Genomic DNA, 15,967 nt, shown 5'->3' on the forward strand with positions numbered 1-15,967 from the left:
AAACTGGACCTGTGAGTCCAAAGCTGACCCCGAAGGGCGCCGCGACGCGGCAGCGGATCATCGAAGGCGCCGCGGCGGAGATCCGGGAGCGCGGCGTCGCCGTCACGACGCTCGACGACGTCCGGGCGCGGACCGGCACCAGCAAGAGCCAGCTCTTCCACTACTTCCCCGACGGCAAGGAGGAGCTCCTGCTGGCGGTGGCGCAGTTCGAGGCGGCCCAGGTGATGACGGCCCAGCAGCCGCAGCTCGGCGAGCTGGCGTCGTGGGCGGCGTGGAAGCGCTGGCGCGACACGGTGGTCTCGCACTACCGCGAGCGGGGTCAGCTCTGCCCGCTCAACGTGCTGATCTCCCAGCTCGGCCGCGCGACGCCGGGGGCGCAGGCCGTGGTGAGCGAGCTGCTGCGTGCCTGGCAGAACGAGCTCGAAGCGGGCATCCGCCGGATGCAGGACGCGGGCGAGGTGAGCCCGCGCCTGAACTCCGGACGCGCGGCGGCCGCCCTGCTGGCGGGACTGCAGGGCGGCGTGGTGGTGATGCTGTCGACCGGCGGCATCGACCACCTGGAAGCGGCGCTCGACGTCGGGATCGAAAACCTGCGGGCGAGCGGGAACCGGAGCTGACCCCGGCTCCCGCTCCCGGAGTCAGGCGTTCTTGATCGCGGAGATCTCGAACTCGAGGGTGACCTTGTCGCTCACCAGGACACCGCCGGTCTCGAGGGCGGCGTTCCAGGTGATGCCGTAGTCCTTGCGGCTGACCGTGGTCGAGCCTTCGAAGCCGATCCGGTCGTTGCCGAACGGGTCCTTGGCGGAGCCCTCGAACTCGAACGGGATGGTCACCGAACGGGTGACGTCCTTGATCGTCAGGTCGCCGGTCACGTCGAAGGAGGTGTCGCCGGTCTGCTTGACCTCGGTCGAGGTGAAGGTGATCTGCGGGTACTCGTCCATCGACAGGAAGTCGTTGCTCTTCAGGTGACCGTCACGGTCGGCGTTGCGGGTGTCGATGCTGTGGGCCTGGATCGTCACCTGGACCGAGGACTTCTCCGGGGCATCCCCGTCGATCGTCGCGGTGCCGGTGAACTCGTTGAAGCTCCCGCGGACCTTGGTCACCATGGCGTGCCGGGCGACGAACCCGATCCGCGAGTGGGCGGCGTCCAGGGTGTACTCACCGGTCAGCTGGGGGTAGGTGGTCGCGCTGGTCATGCTCTTCTTCTCTCCTCGTGGTGGCGCCCCCCAGTGGTTGAGGGCTCAACAAGAGAGTACTCGATTTGGCTGGTTGCGCAAGCAAGCATTCGATATACTCCCGGTATGGGTGATGACTTGGCCGTGCTCGACGAGGAGGAAGCCGCCTTCTGGCGCTCGCTGATCCGCATCACGACGGTGCTGCCGCGCGCGCTCGACGACCAGTTCCTCCCCGAGACCGGGCTCACCGTCAGCGACTACGGCGTGCTCGTCGCGCTGTCCGAGGCCCCGGACCACCTGCTTCGCATCTCGGCGCTGGCGGCGACGACCGCGTTGTCGCTCAGCCGGATCAGCCGGGTGGTCGACGACCTCACCCGCCGCGGGCTCGTCGAAAAGCGCAAGTGCGCCGAGGACGGCCGCGCGTCCAACGCCGTGCTGACCGCGGCCGGACTGGCCAAACTGGAGACGGCCTACCCGGGTCACCTCGGCCGCGTGCGTGCTTCGGTGTTCGATCACCTGAGCAGCGAAGACATCCGCACGGCCGGGCCCGTACTGGCCCGGCTGGCCGCGGCGATGGACACCGCTCCCCCGACCGACGACTGCTGAGGACTCGATGAGCGACAAGGGCGAGTACAAGCGCGACCTGAACTACCTCCCCGACCGCATCACCGCCGACGGCCGCGACGGCTGGCCGGTCGAGCCCGGCCGCTACCGGCTGGTCGTCGCCCGCGCCTGCCCGTGGGCCAACCGCGCGGTGATCGTGCGTCGCCTGCTGGGCCTGGAGCCGGTGCTGTCGATGGGCATCGCCGGGCCGGTGCACGACGAGCGGAGCTGGAGCTTCGACCTCGACCCGGACGGCCGGGACCCGGTGCTCGGCATCGAGCGGCTGCAGGAGGCGTTCTTCAAGCGCGACCCGGAGTACCCGCGCGGCATCACGGTGCCGGCGTTCGTCGACGTCCCGAGCGGCCAGGTCGTCACCAACGACTTCGCGCAGATGACGCTGGACATGTCCACCGAGTGGACCGCGTACCACCGCGACGGCGCACCCGAGCTGTACCCCGACAAGCTGCGCGACGAGATCGACGACGTCGCGCAGAAGGTCTTCACCGACGTCAACAACGCGGTGTACCAGTGCGGGTTCGCCCGGTCCCAGGAGGCGTACGAGCACTCGTACACCAAGCTGTTCTCGCGCCTGGACTGGCTGTCCGAGCGGCTCGCGGACCAGCGCTACCTGGTCGGCGACACGATCACCGAAGCCGACGTGAGGCTGTTCACCACGCTCGTCCGGTTCGACGCCGTCTACCACGGCCACTTCAAGTGCAACCGGCAGAAGCTGACCGAGCTGCCGGTGCTCTGGGCCTACACCCGTGACCTGTTCCAGACGCCCGGGTTCGGCGACACGATCGACTTCCCGCAGATCAAAGAGCACTACTACGTGGTGCACAAGAACGTGAACCCGAGCGGGATCGTGCCGCTGGGGCCGGACGTCTCCGGCTGGCTCACGCCGCACGACCGCGAGCAGCTCGGCGGCCGCCCGTTCGGCGACGGCACCCCGCCGGGCCCGCCGCCGCAGTCCGAGAGGGTGCCCGCGCTCTAGGTTCTTGGCTACGGTGATCGCCATGGAACGCCTGCGCGATCGCCGGATCCTCGTCACCGGTGCCGGCTCCGGCATCGGCCGGGCCACCACGCTCCGCCTGCTGGACGAGGGGGCGCGGGTCATCGGCACCGACGTCTCCGAACAGGGCCTGCTCGGCACTCAGTCGGCCGCCGGTCCCCCGGGCCTGACGACGTTCACCATGGACGTGGCCGACGAGGACTCGGTGGCCGCCGGGGTCGCCTCGGCGGTCGCCGACCTCGGCGGGCTCGACGTGCTGGTCAACGCGGCGGGGATCCTGCTGGCGTCGCACACGCACGAGACGTCGCTGGAGCTGTGGAACCGGGTGCTGGCGGTCAACCTGACGGGCACGTTCCTGGTGACGCGGGCGGCGCTGCCCGCGCTGCTGGCTTCCGAAAAGGGCGTGGTGGTCAACTTCAGCTCGACGTCGGCGTCGTTCGCCCACCCGTACATGGCGGCGTACTGCGCGAGCAAGGGCGGCATCCAGGCGTTCACGCATTCGCTGGCGCTGGAGTACAGCAAGCAGGGCCTGCGCGCGGTGAGCATCGCGCCGGGCAGCGTGAAGAGCGGCATCACCGACTCGGCGGCGAGCTGGCTGCCCCAGGACATCGACTTCTCGCTGTTCGGCCGCCTGCTGCCGATCCTCCCGGCGGACTTCACGACGGAGGTGGGCAACCCGGTGGCGGGCCCGGAGACGGTGGCGGGCGTGGTGGCGATGCTGGCCTCCGACGACGGCAAGTTCATCACCGGCACGGAAATCCGCATCGACGGCGGCACGCACACCTAGGTCGCTTCGGCGTACCTCGCCGACAACGTCCGCAGCCGTTCGGCCAGCTCCGGCGGTGACTCCACCTCGAAGGCGACGTCCAGCATCCCCACCACGAACGCCACGACGTCGTACGAATCGGACGCCAGCTCGAGCCGGCACGTCCGCGCGTCGATCGGCGTCACCTCGCCCTCGACGCGGCCCGCCAGCTCCGACGCCGGCGCGTGGATGCGCAGGGAGCAGTGCAGCGGCCACATCTCGCGGCCCATCGTCCGGGTCAGGTACGCCGTCAGGTCGCCGTCGGGCGGCTCGCGGTGGGTGAACCGCGGGCCGTTCGGGGTGCGCAGCGACACGCGGTCCGCGCGGAACGTGCGCCAGTCGTCGCGCGAGGTGTCCCAGCCGACCAGGTACCAGCGCCGCCCCCACGACACCAGCCGGTGCGGCTCCACCGAGCGGCGCGACGAGGTGCCGTCGTGGCTCTCGTAGTCGAAGCGCAGCGTCTCGGCCGCGCGGATGGCCGCCGACACCGCCGTCAGCACCGCCGGGTCCGCCACCGGTCCGCGCACCGGCAGCGCCAGCATGCTCGCCTCCAGCGCCGCGACGCGGTGCCGCAGCCGTGACGGCAGCACGCGCGTCAGCTTGCTCAGCGCCCGCAGCGACGCGTCTCCCGAGCCGGACGTGTGCAGGGCGATCGTCACCGCGACAGCCTCGTCGTCGTCCAGCAACAGCGGGGGCAGCTCGGAGCCGGCGCCGAGGCGGTAGCCGCCCACCGGCCCCATCGCCGCGTGCACCGGGTAGCCCAGCTCCCGGAGGCGGTCGACGTCGCGGCGGACCGTCCGCGTCGTCACACCCAACCGCGAAGCCAGCTCGGTGCCCGACCAGTCCCGGTGCATCTGCAGCAGCGACAGCAGCCGGAGCAGCCGGCCGGGAGTTTCTCGCATGCTTCCGAGGATGCCAGACGAGTAGGACCGGAACTGTCCTACACGCACGGGAGGGTCATTCCATGGATCCCTTCCGCATCGACGTCCCGCAGGCCGGCCTCGACGAGCTGCACCACCGGCTCGCCCGCACCCGCTGGCCGGGCGAGCTGCCCGGCGCCGGCTGGGACTACGGCGTCAGCGAGCCCTACCTGGCCGGCCTCGTGGAGTACTGGCAGCACGACTTCGACTGGCGCGCCCAGGAAGCGCGGCTCAACGCGTTCCCGCAGTTCACGACCACGATCGACGGCCAGCGGGTGCACTTCCTGCACGTCCGCTCCCCCGAACCCGACGCGACTCCGCTGATCTTGACCCACGGCTGGCCGAGCACGGTCGCCGACTTCTTTGAGGTCCTCGGCCCGCTGACCGACCCGGGCGCTCACAGCGCCGACCCGGCGGACGCGTTCCACGTCGTCGCGCCGTCGGTGCCCGGCTTCGCCTTTTCCGGTCCGACGAACGAGCGCGGCTGGAACACCCGCCGGACGGCCCGGGCGTGGGCCGAGCTGATGCGGCGGCTCGGCTACGAGCGCTACGGCGCCCAGGGCGGCGACTTCGGCAGCATCGTCTCGCCCGAGCTGGGGCGGACGGCACCGGAGGCCGTGCTCGGCGTGCACGTCAACGCCGTCGCCAACGCCGGGGTCCCGACCGCGCCCGGCGATCTCGAACGTCTGTCCGAAGAGGACAGGAAGCAGGCGAAAGAGAACGAAGCCTGGTGGTACGGCCATTCCGGCTACGCCACCCAGATGGCCACGCGGCCGCAGACGCTCGCCTACGCGCTCAACGACTCCCCCGCCGGCCAGCTCGCGTGGAACCTGGAGTGGTTCGTGGACTGGGACCCCACGGCGACGAACCAGACGCCGGTGGACCGCGACGCGATCCTGACGAACGTGACGATCTTCTGGCTCACGGGCACCGCGGGTTCGGCCGCGCGCCTCTACCTGGAGGCGGGGCAGGACGGCTGGGGCGAGCGGCCGGAACCGTCCGGCGTGCCGACGGCGGTGGCGAACTTCCGCGGCGACCACGCGATCCGCGGCCTGGCGGCGCTGTCCAACACGATCACGCGCTGGACGGAGTACGACACCGGCGGCCACTTCGCCTCGCTGCAGGCGCCGGCGGAGCTGGTGCGGGACATCCGGGAGTTCTTCCGGGGCCTCTAGTCCACAGTGGACGCGCCGCCCGGCGTCGCGAATGAGTCATTCGCGACGCCGGAAGCGGCGCCGTCCAGCAGGGGGCGCAGCTCCGCGACCACCGTGTCCAGGGGCGCGACGTCCTGGTGTGCCCGCGCCAGGACGATCGCGCCCTCCAGCGCGCTGAGCATGAGCACCGCCAGCGACGTGCTGCGAGCCGCGGGCACGCCGTAGTCCTCGAGCGTCGCCGCCACCGGGCGCTGCCAGCCGTCGAAGGCCTTGCCGGCCGCTTCCCGCAGGTCGTCGCTGGTGGCCGCGGTGTCGGCGACCGTCGCGACCAGCGGGCAGCCCGCGTCGTAGCCCTGCGCCGTGAACTCGTCGCGCCACTGCGCGGCCATGGCCGCGAAGAGCTTGCCGGGTGTCGGGTCCTCGATCTTCGCCGCGACCCGCGCGACGCGCCGGGCCGCGTAGTCCCCCGCCCACGCGACCGCTTCGGCGATCAGCTGGTCCTTACCGCCCGGGAAGTAGTGCTGCAGGGACCCCCGCGGCGCTTCGGCGTGCGCGACCACGTCCCGCATGCCGGTCGCCCCGACACCGTGGATCCGCACCAGCTGCGCGGCGCTGAGCACCATCCGCTCGCGCGGTGTCCTCGTCATCGGCTGCCTCCTTCATGACGTCCGTCATGGTAGCCCAGTCCGGCACCACCAATGCGAAATCACGCTCCCCGCGTTCGTAGGCGGGCACCGGCCGGAACCCCTGGCGCAGCAACAGAGCTTCGGCGCCCGCGTTGCCCGCCCACACGGTGCCGCGCACCGTCCAGCCCGGGAACCTCCCCGAAGCCCAGAGCCACCGGGCCAGCGCGCTCCCGATCCCCTGCCGCTGCCACGGATCGGCGACGAGGATTCCGATCTCGGCCTCGCCCGGCGTCACCGCGACGAAGTTGAGCAGCCCCACCGGGACCCCGCCGCGGGTGGCGAGCAGGGCGGGTGCCCCGGCGAGCAGGAACCGGCCGTACCGCCGGAAGACCTCACCCGGTTCGGCGGGGCCGCCCATCATGAAGCGCCGCCGGAGGCTGTCCGGCGAGCAGGCCGCGACCAGCGCGGCCACGCACTCCCGGTCCGCCGGGTGGTCCCCCAGCTCCCGGACTTCTATGACGACTGTCATGACTTCATGAGAGCACAGTGCGACGCGAACCACACTATGACGGCCGTCATAGATCGACGGCGTGACCGAAGTCTGGAACCATGCGCGAAAGCTGGAGCTGGGAAGACGTCCCGGAACAGGAGGGAGGAAGAACCACTCCCCTCCGTAATTAATGTATAGCGCACCCCTGGGCTTGCGGCAAGACCCCCGTAGTGCCGCACAATTCTCGGCCGTAGCCACAACCTGCGGAAACGCGGGGATTTCAAGGGGGTCTTTTGACTGACGTGATCATCGCCGGCGGCGGACCGACCGGCGCGATGCTGGCGGCCGAACTCCGGCTGCACGGCGTCGACGTGCTCGTGCTGGAACGGGACGCGGAGCCGACGAAGGTCGTCCGCTCGCTCGGCCTGCACGCGCGCAGCATCGAGGTGATGGACCAGCGGGGGCTGCTGGAGCGGTTCCTCGAACTGGGCACGAAGTACCCGGTCGGGGGTTTCTTCGCCGGAATTCCGAAACCGTCGCCGGAGAAACTCGACACCGCGCACGGGTACACGCTCGGTATCCACCAGCCCGTCATCGACCGGCTCCTGACCGAGCACGCGATCGAAGCCGGCGCCGAAATCCGGCGCGGCCGCGAGGTGACCGGCCTGGAGCAGGACGACGAAGGCGTCACGGTCGAGCTGGCCGACGGCGAACAGCTGCGGGCGCGGTACCTCGTCGGCTGCGACGGCGGCCGCAGCACCGTGCGCAAGCTGCTCGGCGTCGCCTTCCCCGGCGAGCCCAGCCGGATCGAGACGCTGCTGGGCGAGGTGGAGGTGGCCGTCTCGCGGGAAGAGATCGACACCGCGAACATCGAGGTCCGCAAGACCCAGAAGCGGTTCGGCTTCATGCCCGTGGAGGGTGGCACGTACCGCGTCGGCGTCCCGGCCGAAGGGGTCGCCGAGGACCGCCGGACCGCACCGACCCTGGACGAGCTCAAGGAGCAGCTGCGGAAGACCGCCGGGACCGACTTCGGCGTGCACTCGCCACGGTGGCTCTCCCGGTTCGGGGACGCCACCCGTCAGGCCGAGCGCTACCGGGTGGGCCGGGTGTTCCTGGCGGGCGACGCGGCGCACGTCCACCCGCCGACCGGCGGGCAGGGGCTCAACCTCGGCGTCCAGGACGCGTTCAATCTCGGCTGGAAGCTGGCCGCCGCGGTGAACGGCTGGGCCCCGGACGGGCTGCTGGACACCTACGAAGCCGAACGGCACCCGGTCGCCGCCGACGTCCTGAACAACACCCGCGCGCAGATGGAGCTGATGCAGCTGGAGCCGGGCCCGCAGGCGGCGCGCCGGCTGCTCTCGGAGCTGATGGACTTCGACGAGGTCAACCGCTACCTCACCGAGAAGATCATCGCGATCGGGATCCGCTACGACTTCGGCGAGGGCCACGCCCTGCTGGGCCGGCGGCTGCGGGACGTCGAACTCAAGCAGGGGCACCTCTACGGGCTGCTGCACGAGGGCCGCGGCCTGCTGCTCGACCAGACCGGCTCGCTTTCGCCGTCGGGCTGGGAAGACCGGGTCGACCACGTCGTCGACGTCAGCGAGGAACTGGACGTGCCCGCGGTGCTGCTGCGCCCGGACGGGCACGTCGTCTGGGCCGGGGAAGACGGCGCGGACCTGTCCGGTGCGCTGCGGAAGTGGTTCGGCGCACCCACCGCCTGAAACGCTGTCGGCCGAAACGAAGAGGGAAATTGTCTCAGGGGTACGAAGAAGAACTGCGGTCCGAGCGCGACCACGTCGCCGGGCTATACGCGCGGCTCGACGCCGAGCGCGCGCGGGTGAAGGGCGAGTACGAGGCGGCGCTCGGCGGCAAGGGTGTCGGCGCCATGGAACGCGACGTCGGCGTGCGCTCGCTCGGCCGGCAGGTGAAGCGGCTGGACGTCGTCGACAACGGGCTGTGCTTCGGGCGGCTGGACGCCGTCTCCGGCGAACAGTCCTACATCGGGCGCATCGGCCTGTTCGAGGAGGACGACGACTACCGGCCGGTGCTGCTCGACTGGCGGGCGCCGGCGGCGCGCCCGTTCTACACCGCCACCGGCGCGAACCCGGAGGACATGCACCGGCGCCGCCAGTTCCACACGCGCGGGCGGCGGGTGCTCGGGTTCACCGACGAGGACCTCGGCCGTCCGGGCGGGGACGCGCAGGGGGACGCGGCGCTGCTCGCGGCCGTCAACGCGCCGCGTGGCGAGGGGATGCGCGACATCGTCGCGACGATCCAGGCCGAGCAGGACGAGATCATCCGGCTCGACCACCCCGGCGTGCTGGTCATCGAAGGCGGCCCGGGCACCGGGAAGACGGTCGTGGCGCTGCACCGCGTCGCGTATCTGCTTTACACCCAGCGGGAGCGGATGGAACGCCACGGCGCGCTGGTGGTCGGGCCGAACCCGGCGTTCCTGAACCACATCGGCCGCGTCCTGCCCTCGCTGGGCGAGACCGACGTCGTGTTCACGACCACCGGCGACCTCGTGCCCGGCCTGCACGTCACCGCCGAGGACACCCCGGAAGCCGCGCGGCTGAAGGGATCGCTGAAGATCCTCGACGTGCTGAAGGCGGCGGTCGCCGACCGGCAGCGGCTGCCGGCCGAGCCGGTGCCGATCGCGCTGAAGGACGTCACCGTGCGGATCGACGCCGCGACCGCGGAGTGGGCCCGGCAGGAGGCGCGCGACAGCGGGCTGCCGCACAACGAAGCGCGTGCGGTGTTCACCGAGATCGTCACGTACGTGCTCACCGAACGGGCGATCGGCCGGATCGGCAAGGGCTGGCTGAACCGGGACGACCGCGACGAGTGGGAAAGCATGCGGAAGGGCCTGCTCGAGGACCTCGCGGGCGACGAGAAGTTCACCGCGACGCTCGACGAGCTCTGGCCGATCCTGACGCCGGAAGGCCTGTTGTCCTCGCTGTACTCGTCCGCTTCGGCGGATTCGGGGTTGTTCCGGGCCCGGGGTGACGCCTGGACGGTGTCGGACGTGCCGCTGCTCGACGAGCTGGTCGACCTGCTGGGCCGTGACAAGACGGCCGAGAAGGCCGCGGAGAAGGCGGCCGCGAGGGCGCGGAAGGCCGAGGCCGACTACGCCGAAGGCGTCTTCCAGTCGATGAAGCTGGATCGGGAGGAGATGGACGAGGACGTCATGCTCTCGGCCGAGAACCTCCTCTACGCCGAGGACCTCGCGGACCGGTTCGTCGAGGCCGACACGCGCACGCTGGTCGAGCGCGCCTCGGCGGACCGGGACTGGACCTACCGGCACGTCGTCGTCGACGAGGCGCAGGAACTGTCCGAAATGGACTGGCGGGTGCTGATGCGGCGCTGTCCGGGCCGGTCGTTCACGGTGGTGGGCGACCTCGCCCAGCGCCGCTCGGAGGCCGGGGCGCGGGCGTGGGGCGCGATGCTGGCGCCGTACGTCGCCGACCGCTGGGTCTACCGGTCGCTGACGGTCAACTACCGGACGCCGGCGGAGATCATGGCCGTCGCGGCGTCGGTCCTGGCCGGCTTCGCACCGGACGTCAAGCCGCCGGAGTCGGTGCGCGCGTGCGGCGTCCTGCCGTGGTCCCGGCAGGTCACCGGGGACGAGCGGGCTGCGGCGATCGAAGAGTTCGTCCGCGACGAGGCCGGGCGGGAAGGCACCAGCGTGGTGATCGGGCCGCCGGGGGTGCCGGGCGCGGTGCCGGCGTCGGAGACGAAGGGGCTGGAGTTCGACGCCGTCCTGGTGGTGGAACCGGCGACGATCCTCGCCGACAGCCCGGCGGACCTCTACGTGGCGCTCACGCGGGCCACGCAACGGCTCGGCGTGCTGCACGAAGAGGCGCTGCCGGCGGCGCTGAACGGGCTCGCGGAGGTCGTCCGGAGCTAGCCACGATTCGCCGGTGGGGAGCGCGGGTACGTTGCCGACGCCCGCGCTCCCCCACCGCGAAAGGCGTCCCGATGCAGCTCTACGCCGAACGGCCGATCCGCCGCACCGCCCAGCTCGTCAGCGACCTGCTCGCCCTGCTGCTCGTGATCTTCGCGGTCTGGCTGGGGACGTCGGCGTACGACGAGGTGATGAAGCTGCGGGCGCCCGGCGACGGGCTCGTCGACGCGGGAACGGGGTTGCGCGGGACGTTCGACTCGGCGGCGAACTCGGCCGGCGGCATCCCGCTCATCGGCGACGGGCTGGCGAAGGCGCTCCACAGCGGGTCTGACGTCGGGAGCAAGCTCGTCGACTCCGGGCGGTGGCAGATCGAAGCGGTGGAGAACCTGGCGTGGTGGATGGCGGCGATCATCATCGCGCTGCCGGTGCTGACGCTGGTGGTGACGTGGCTGCCGCTGCGCTGGCACTTCACCCGCCGCGCGTCGGCGGCGGCGCGGCTGCGCGCGCTCGGGGACGAGGGGATGGACCTGCTGGCGCTGCGGGCGCTGGCGACCCAGCCGTTGCGGCGGCTGGCATCGGTGGGCGAGGTCGCGACCGGGTGGCGGGAGCGGGACCGGGACATCATCGAGAAGCTGGCCGGCCACGAGCTGGCTCGCAACGGCCTGGTGAGCTGAGCGCCGGGCAGCGGGCGCACGACGCGAAGGTCCCCTCACCGAGGCTCAGGACACCGGTGAGGGGACCTCCGTTCTCCGTGGGCGGCCGGACGAAGGGCTCAGCCGACGGAGGGGCCCATCCCGAGGGACTGCGGCGTGCTCGCGTCGGGCGAGGGCTGGTGCAACCCCTCGTCCAGGGGGCCGAACTCGGTCATCAGGGCCGCGCTGCCGCCCCACGGGGTCTGCTCCTCGGCGATCAGCGAGTTCGTCGTGAGCAGCAGACCCGCCACCGACGCCCCGTTCTGCACCGCCGAGCGGCACACCCGCAGCGGGTCGACGACGCCCATCGCCACCATGTCGCCGTAGCGGTCGTGCAGCGCGTCGAAGCCCTCGTCGTCACCGAGTTCGCGGGTGCGCGCGACGATCTCGTGCGCCGGGTGGCCCGCGTTGTGCGCGATGAGGAACGCCGGCTCGGCCAGCGCCCGCCGCACGATCTCGACGCCGATCGCCTGGTCTCCTTCCAGTCCCAGGCCTTCCAGCGCCTTCTCGGAGTGCAGCAGTGCCGCTCCCCCGCCGGCCACGATGCCCTCGGCCATCGCCGCCCGGGTCGCCGACAGGGCGTCCTCGACCCGGTGCTGCAGTTCCTTCAGCTCGGCCGGGGTGGCCGCGCCGACGCGCACCACCGCGACCTTGCCGGTCAGGGCGCCGATGCGCTCGGTCAGGACGTCTTCGTCGACGCCGAACTGCGCGCGCTCCAGCTCCGCCCGCAGCTGTCCGACGCGGAACTCGACGGCGTCGGACGTACCGGCGCCGCCGACGATGGTCGTGTTGTTCTCGGTGACCCGGACCTGCTTGGCCCGGCCGAGGTGCTCCAGCGTCATCGTCTCCATGCTGAACCCGGACGTCTTCGAGAGCACCGCGCCGCCGACGATCGCGGCGAGGTCCTCCAGCTTGTGCAGCCGCCGGTCGCCGAAGCCGGGCGCGCGGACGGCGACCGACTGGAACGTGCCGTTGACGTGGTTGTGCACCAGCATGGACAGCGCCGTGCCCTCGATCGACTCCGCGATCACGACCAGCGGTCGCGGCGCACGCATCACCTTGTCCAGCAACGGCATCAGCTGCTGCACCTTGGTGATCTTCTCGGAGCACATGAGGATGTACGGGTCGTCGAGCACCGCCTCCAGCCGGCCCGGGTCGGTGACCAGGTACGGCGAGAGGTAGCCGTTGTCGAACTCGAAGCCCTCGACGAAGTCGACGCTCATCCCGATCGACGGCGACTCCTCGACCGTCACCACGCCGCCGTCGCCGACGGTGTGCAGGGCCTTCGCGATGACGGCGCCGACCGTGTCGTCGTCGTTGGCGGAGATCGCCGCGACCCGCGCGTAGTCCTGTTCGGACACGACCGGGTGCGCCTGCTTCTCCAGGTGCGCCACCAGCAGCCCGACCGCGTGGTCGATGCCGCGCTTGACGAGCACCGGGTTGCCGCCGCCCGCGATGGCCCGCATGCCTTCGTGGACGATGGCCTGGGCGAGCACGGTGGCCGTGGTGGTGCCGTCGCCGACGACGTCGTTGGTCTTGATCGCCGCTTCCTTGACCAGCTGCGCGCCCATGTTCTCGAACTGGTTCTTCAGGTGGATCTCGCGCGCGATGGTGACGCCGTCGTTGGTGACCACCGGCGAACCGGTGATCTTCTCGATGATCACGTTGCGGCCCTTGGGGCCGAGGGTGGACTTGACCGCTTCGGCCAGCTTGTCGACGCCCGCCAGCAGCAGGTCGCGGGCGTCCGAGCCGAACCGCAGTTCCTTCGCCATGTGCCTGCTCCTAGGGGGTGAGGATCGCCCGGCCGCGCACGCGGCCCGCGTCGAGGTCGGCCAACGCGTCGAGCGCCGCGTCCAGTGGGTACTTCTTGGTGTGGAGCGTGACCTTCCCGGCCTGGGCCAGCACCATCAGCTCGGCCAGGTCGTTGTAGGTGCCCACGAGGTTGCCGATGACGTTGCGCTCGGTGGAGATGATGTCGATCGTCGGGATGTCGATGTTCGAGCCGTAGCCGATGACGAAGTGCGACCCGGCGCGCCGGGTCATCGCGAAGGCGTCCTGCTGGGCACCCTGCTCGGCGACGAAGTCGAGCACGACCTCGGCGCCGTTGCCACCGGTCAGGTCGAGCACCGCGTCGACCTGCTTGCCGTCGCCCAGCACCGTCTCGTCGGCGCCCAGGGTGGCCGCCAGCTCCAGCGCGTCGGCGTTGCGGTCCACCACGATCACGCGGGTCGCGGTGAGCGCCTTCAGCGACTGGATGCCGATGTGCCCGAGGCCGCCGGCGCCGTTGACGACGCAGGTGGTGCCCGGGTACAGGAGCGGCACGGCCTTGCGCACCGCGTGGTAGGCGGTGATGCCCGCGTCGGCGAGTGCGGCGACGTCTTCGGGCTGGGTCGCCGGGTCGAGCTTGATGCAGGCCCGCGCCGACGTCAGCAGGTACTCGGCCATGCCGCCGTCGGAGTCGATGCCCGGGAAGCTCCCGTTGGGACAGTGCATGTCGTCGCCCGCGCGGCAGGCGTGGCACAGCCCGCACGTCGGCGTCGGGTGCAGGATGACCGTGTCGCCGACCGCCACATTGGACACCGCCGCGCCGACCTCGTGCACCCAGCCGGCGTTCTCGTGCCCGATCGTGTACGGCAGCGCGACCCCGGACTTCTCGGCCCACTGCTCCTCGATGATGTGCAGGTCGGTGCGGCACACGCCGGCGCCGCCGATCTTGACCACGACGTCGAAGGGTCCGGTGGCGCGCGGCTCCGGCACTTCTTCGATCACCGGTTGCTGGTGGTACTTCTGCAGCCGCACGGCCTTCATCCCGTGCCCTCCTCTTCGCTGGTCAGGGAATACCGCGCGCGCAGCATGCCGCGGCAGACCCCGGAGTTGGCCTCCATGCTCGTGCGGGTCAGCCGCGCGAAGGCCAGGTGGCGCTTCGCATCGGCCGGGGCCACCGCCGCCCCGGTGGCCGGGTCGAGCAGCAACGGGTCGCCGTCCTCGGCGGGCAGGCCCAGCTCACGGCGCCGGGCGCGCAGCCGCTCGACGTCCGGCCCCGGCGGGACCTCGCCGAGCGTCAGCGACGCCGGGTCGAGCCCGGTGCCGGCCAGCGTCCGGCAGACCCGGTCGGTGCCGGCCAGCACGGCCTTGCGGACGAAGTCGTAGCGCAGGCTGTCGAGCTCGTCGACGGCCTCGCCCTCGAACGACGCGACGAAGCCCCGCCGCGCCGCCACCCCGCGGTTGATGACGTCGGAGGCGAAGTGGTCGTCGAGCCGGATGTCGAGCCCGGTCAGGCCCGGCACGCCGGCGACGGCGTCGTAGGCGTCCGCCACCATCAGGAACGCGAAGTTGGGCGCGCAGAAGTACGTCGGCAGCCGCAGCCGGATGACGGCGTGGCCCGCCGCGCTCACCTCGCAGCGGGCCACGAACCCGAGGTCGGTGAGGGGTTCGTCCAGTTCGGGATCCCGGACGGTGCCCAGGGCCGACCACACCTCGGCGTGGCCGGCCCGGACGACCCGATCGTCGAGTGCCGTCATGAGTTCGGCACGCCGACGGGCTCGACCGGCTCGGGGTCCTTCAGCCGCAGCTCCGCCGGCACGTCGATGTCGTACAGGCGGGCGGCGTTCAGCCCGAGGATCTTCTTCTTCTGGTCGACGGTCAGCGGCGCGAAGTCCGACAGCTCGTCGTCACCCGGCATGTTCCAGTCGACGAAGCCCTCGACCTGCCACTTGGGCTCCCAGATGGCGTAGTCCGCGCCGAAGATCAGCTTGTCCTCGCCGATCCAGAACATCAGCTCGCCCATGACCTTCGCGAAGAACTTCGGCCGGGCGTGCATCAGGCCGCCGACCACCACGGCGAGCCCCGCGTAGACGTTCCGCTCCTGGGTGGCCATGAAGCAGAAGTCTTCGATGCGCGGCAGGCCGACGTGCTCGACGATGAAGTTGAGGCCCTGGAAGTTCGTCGCCACGTGGTCCACATCGGACACGTCGAAGGCGTCCTTGTCGAGCGGCCAGATCGTCGGGCCCTTGTGGATGTGGACGTTCTTGACGCCCAGCTCTTCGCACTTCTCCAGATAGCGAGCCGCTTCCGGGTCCTTGAGGCTCCAGCCGCGGGAGTCGCCACGCCACTCGGCGGTGTAGAGCTTGACACCCTTGCAGCCGTACCGCTTGACGCGCTCCTCGAACGCCTTCATGCCCTCGTCGCCTTCACGCGGGTCGAAGGTGGTGTTCACGAGGAACTTGCCGGGGTGCTTCGCGGCGAGCGCGCCGTCGGCTTCGGTGGTGTTGAAGCCGTTCCTGTACCACTGCCGCAGGTTCGTCGGCTGGAAGATGGCGGTGTCGACGTGCCCGACCTCGAACAGGTCGTGCATCATCAGCTCTTCGGAGTACTTCTGGAAGCGGTCGATCGGCCAGTGCGTCTCCTTCGGGCCGAGGCCCTGGTAGGCGTGGAAGCACTCGATCCAGCCCTTGGCGTATTCCTCCTGCCCCTTCACCCAGTTGTCCGGGCTGGCGTCCCAGAAGTGGGTGTGGGCGTCCACCACGAAGTATTTTTCGCCGTCTTTTTCGTACATCGGTGATCCTTCCTGAGCGGATCGAGTGCTT

Annotated in this window: 16 protein-coding genes; 8 read left to right on the top strand and 8 right to left on the bottom strand. The window is 71.0% G+C overall.

The window, feature by feature from the left end:
- The first annotated feature begins 11 nt into the window (after window positions 1–11).
- Window positions 12–617 (top strand): TetR/AcrR family transcriptional regulator, encoded by a 606-nt coding sequence (locus AB0M59_RS17555; protein WP_364615870.1) that lies wholly within the window; start codon window positions 12–14, stop codon window positions 615–617.
- A 21-nt stretch (window positions 618–638) separates the two neighbouring features.
- Here AB0M59_RS17555 and AB0M59_RS17560 read toward each other — a convergent pair whose 3' ends face one another.
- Window positions 639–1,196 carry a YceI family protein gene (locus tag AB0M59_RS17560; RefSeq protein WP_364615873.1) on the bottom strand — a complete coding sequence of 186 codons (558 nt, stop codon included), beginning with the start codon at window positions 1,194–1,196 and terminating at the stop codon, window positions 639–641.
- 105 nt (window positions 1,197–1,301) lie between these two features.
- Between AB0M59_RS17560 and AB0M59_RS17565 the strand changes: the two genes are divergently transcribed.
- The 3 genes from AB0M59_RS17565 to AB0M59_RS17575 are packed head-to-tail and all read left to right on the top strand — an operon-like array spanning window position 1,302 to window position 3,577.
- Window positions 1,302–1,781 carry a MarR family winged helix-turn-helix transcriptional regulator gene (locus tag AB0M59_RS17565; protein WP_364615876.1) on the top strand — a complete coding sequence of 160 codons (480 nt, stop codon included), beginning with the start codon at window positions 1,302–1,304 and terminating at the stop codon, window positions 1,779–1,781.
- Between the two features lie 7 nt (window positions 1,782–1,788).
- Window positions 1,789–2,772: a glutathione S-transferase C-terminal domain-containing protein gene (locus AB0M59_RS17570; RefSeq protein WP_364615879.1), complete on the top strand. Its 984-nt coding sequence runs from the start codon at window positions 1,789–1,791 to the stop codon at window positions 2,770–2,772.
- A gap of 22 nt (window positions 2,773–2,794) precedes the next feature.
- Window positions 2,795–3,577 carry an SDR family oxidoreductase gene (locus AB0M59_RS17575; protein ID WP_364615882.1) on the top strand — a complete coding sequence of 261 codons (783 nt, stop codon included), beginning with the start codon at window positions 2,795–2,797 and terminating at the stop codon, window positions 3,575–3,577.
- On the opposite strand, the gene AB0M59_RS17580 is transcribed toward AB0M59_RS17575, so the two are convergent.
- Complete coding sequence (locus tag AB0M59_RS17580) at window positions 3,574–4,497, bottom strand: WYL domain-containing protein (protein WP_364615885.1); 924 nt, start codon at window positions 4,495–4,497, stop codon at window positions 3,574–3,576. The two genes, AB0M59_RS17575 and AB0M59_RS17580, sit on opposite strands and share 4 nt — an antisense overlap.
- A 62-nt stretch (window positions 4,498–4,559) precedes the next feature.
- Between AB0M59_RS17580 and AB0M59_RS17585 the strand changes: the two genes are divergently transcribed.
- Window positions 4,560–5,690, top strand: a complete 1,131-nt coding sequence (locus AB0M59_RS17585) for an epoxide hydrolase family protein (RefSeq protein WP_364615888.1) — start codon at window positions 4,560–4,562, stop codon at window positions 5,688–5,690.
- On the opposite strand, the gene AB0M59_RS17590 is transcribed toward AB0M59_RS17585, so the two are convergent.
- Window positions 5,687–6,229 carry a TetR/AcrR family transcriptional regulator gene (locus tag AB0M59_RS17590; RefSeq protein ID WP_364615970.1) on the bottom strand — a complete coding sequence of 181 codons (543 nt, stop codon included), beginning with the start codon at window positions 6,227–6,229 and terminating at the stop codon, window positions 5,687–5,689. The two genes, AB0M59_RS17585 and AB0M59_RS17590, sit on opposite strands and share 4 nt — an antisense overlap.
- Window positions 6,171–6,824 (bottom strand): GNAT family N-acetyltransferase, encoded by a 654-nt coding sequence (locus AB0M59_RS17595; RefSeq protein ID WP_364615891.1) that lies wholly within the window; start codon window positions 6,822–6,824, stop codon window positions 6,171–6,173. The genes AB0M59_RS17590 and AB0M59_RS17595 overlap by 59 nt, the downstream gene beginning before the upstream one ends.
- Before the next feature lie 254 nt (window positions 6,825–7,078).
- On the opposite strand from AB0M59_RS17595, the gene rox reads away from it, so the two are divergent.
- The 3 genes from rox to AB0M59_RS17610 all read left to right on the top strand — a co-directional run bounded on the left by rox (window position 7,079) and on the right by AB0M59_RS17610 (window position 11,363).
- Entirely contained in the window at window positions 7,079–8,506 is a 1,428-nt protein-coding gene (rox, locus tag AB0M59_RS17600) for a rifampin monooxygenase (protein ID WP_364615894.1), read from the top strand.
- Between the two features lie 29 nt (window positions 8,507–8,535).
- Window positions 8,536–10,692 (top strand): RNA polymerase recycling motor ATPase HelR, encoded by a 2,157-nt coding sequence (gene helR, locus AB0M59_RS17605; RefSeq protein ID WP_364615897.1) that lies wholly within the window; start codon window positions 8,536–8,538, stop codon window positions 10,690–10,692.
- 71 nt (window positions 10,693–10,763) lie between these two features.
- On the top strand, window positions 10,764–11,363 hold the full coding sequence (locus AB0M59_RS17610; protein WP_364615900.1) for a hypothetical protein: 600 nt from the start codon (window positions 10,764–10,766) through the stop codon (window positions 11,361–11,363).
- A 98-nt stretch (window positions 11,364–11,461) separates the two neighbouring features.
- On the opposite strand, the gene groL is transcribed toward AB0M59_RS17610, so the two are convergent.
- Genes groL through AB0M59_RS17630 form a run of 4 tightly spaced genes read right to left on the bottom strand, consistent with a single transcriptional unit; the run spans window position 11,462 to window position 15,936 of the window.
- Window positions 11,462–13,153: a chaperonin GroEL gene (groL, locus tag AB0M59_RS17615; protein ID WP_364615903.1), complete on the bottom strand. Its 1,692-nt coding sequence runs from the start codon at window positions 13,151–13,153 to the stop codon at window positions 11,462–11,464.
- 10 nt (window positions 13,154–13,163) lie between these two features.
- Window positions 13,164–14,189 (bottom strand): NAD(P)-dependent alcohol dehydrogenase, encoded by a 1,026-nt coding sequence (locus tag AB0M59_RS17620; RefSeq protein ID WP_364615906.1) that lies wholly within the window; start codon window positions 14,187–14,189, stop codon window positions 13,164–13,166.
- Window positions 14,186–14,902, bottom strand: a complete 717-nt coding sequence (locus AB0M59_RS17625) for an iron-sulfur cluster assembly protein (RefSeq protein ID WP_364615909.1) — start codon at window positions 14,900–14,902, stop codon at window positions 14,186–14,188. The genes AB0M59_RS17620 and AB0M59_RS17625 overlap by 4 nt, the downstream gene beginning before the upstream one ends.
- Window positions 14,899–15,936: an amidohydrolase family protein gene (locus AB0M59_RS17630; protein ID WP_364615912.1), complete on the bottom strand. Its 1,038-nt coding sequence runs from the start codon at window positions 15,934–15,936 to the stop codon at window positions 14,899–14,901. The genes AB0M59_RS17625 and AB0M59_RS17630 overlap by 4 nt, the downstream gene beginning before the upstream one ends.
- Between the last annotated feature and the right edge of the window lie 31 nt (window positions 15,937–15,967).

The organism is Amycolatopsis sp. NPDC051371 (assembly GCF_040682155.1).
Taxonomy (GTDB): Bacteria; Actinomycetota; Actinomycetes; order Mycobacteriales; family Pseudonocardiaceae; genus Amycolatopsis.

Coding starts and splice junctions, on each gene's coding strand:
- AB0M59_RS17570 (WP_364615879.1), top strand. CDS start 1,789: ATGAGCGACAAGGGCGAGTACAAGCGCGACCTGAACTACCTCCCCGAC.
- AB0M59_RS17575 (WP_364615882.1), top strand. CDS start 2,795: ATGGAACGCCTGCGCGATCGCCGGATCCTCGTCACCGGTGCCGGCTCC.
- AB0M59_RS17595 (WP_364615891.1), bottom strand. CDS start 6,824: ATGACAGTCGTCATAGAAGTCCGGGAGCTGGGGGACCACCCGGCGGAC.
- AB0M59_RS17580 (WP_364615885.1), bottom strand. CDS start 4,497: ATGCGAGAAACTCCCGGCCGGCTGCTCCGGCTGCTGTCGCTGCTGCAG.
- AB0M59_RS17565 (WP_364615876.1), top strand. CDS start 1,302: ATGGGTGATGACTTGGCCGTGCTCGACGAGGAGGAAGCCGCCTTCTGG.
- groL (WP_364615903.1), bottom strand. CDS start 13,153: ATGGCGAAGGAACTGCGGTTCGGCTCGGACGCCCGCGACCTGCTGCTG.
- AB0M59_RS17620 (WP_364615906.1), bottom strand. CDS start 14,189: ATGAAGGCCGTGCGGCTGCAGAAGTACCACCAGCAACCGGTGATCGAA.
- AB0M59_RS17560 (WP_364615873.1), bottom strand. CDS start 1,196: ATGACCAGCGCGACCACCTACCCCCAGCTGACCGGTGAGTACACCCTG.
- AB0M59_RS17585 (WP_364615888.1), top strand. CDS start 4,560: ATGGATCCCTTCCGCATCGACGTCCCGCAGGCCGGCCTCGACGAGCTG.
- AB0M59_RS17610 (WP_364615900.1), top strand. CDS start 10,764: ATGCAGCTCTACGCCGAACGGCCGATCCGCCGCACCGCCCAGCTCGTC.
- AB0M59_RS17625 (WP_364615909.1), bottom strand. CDS start 14,902: ATGACGGCACTCGACGATCGGGTCGTCCGGGCCGGCCACGCCGAGGTG.
- AB0M59_RS17630 (WP_364615912.1), bottom strand. CDS start 15,936: ATGTACGAAAAAGACGGCGAAAAATACTTCGTGGTGGACGCCCACACC.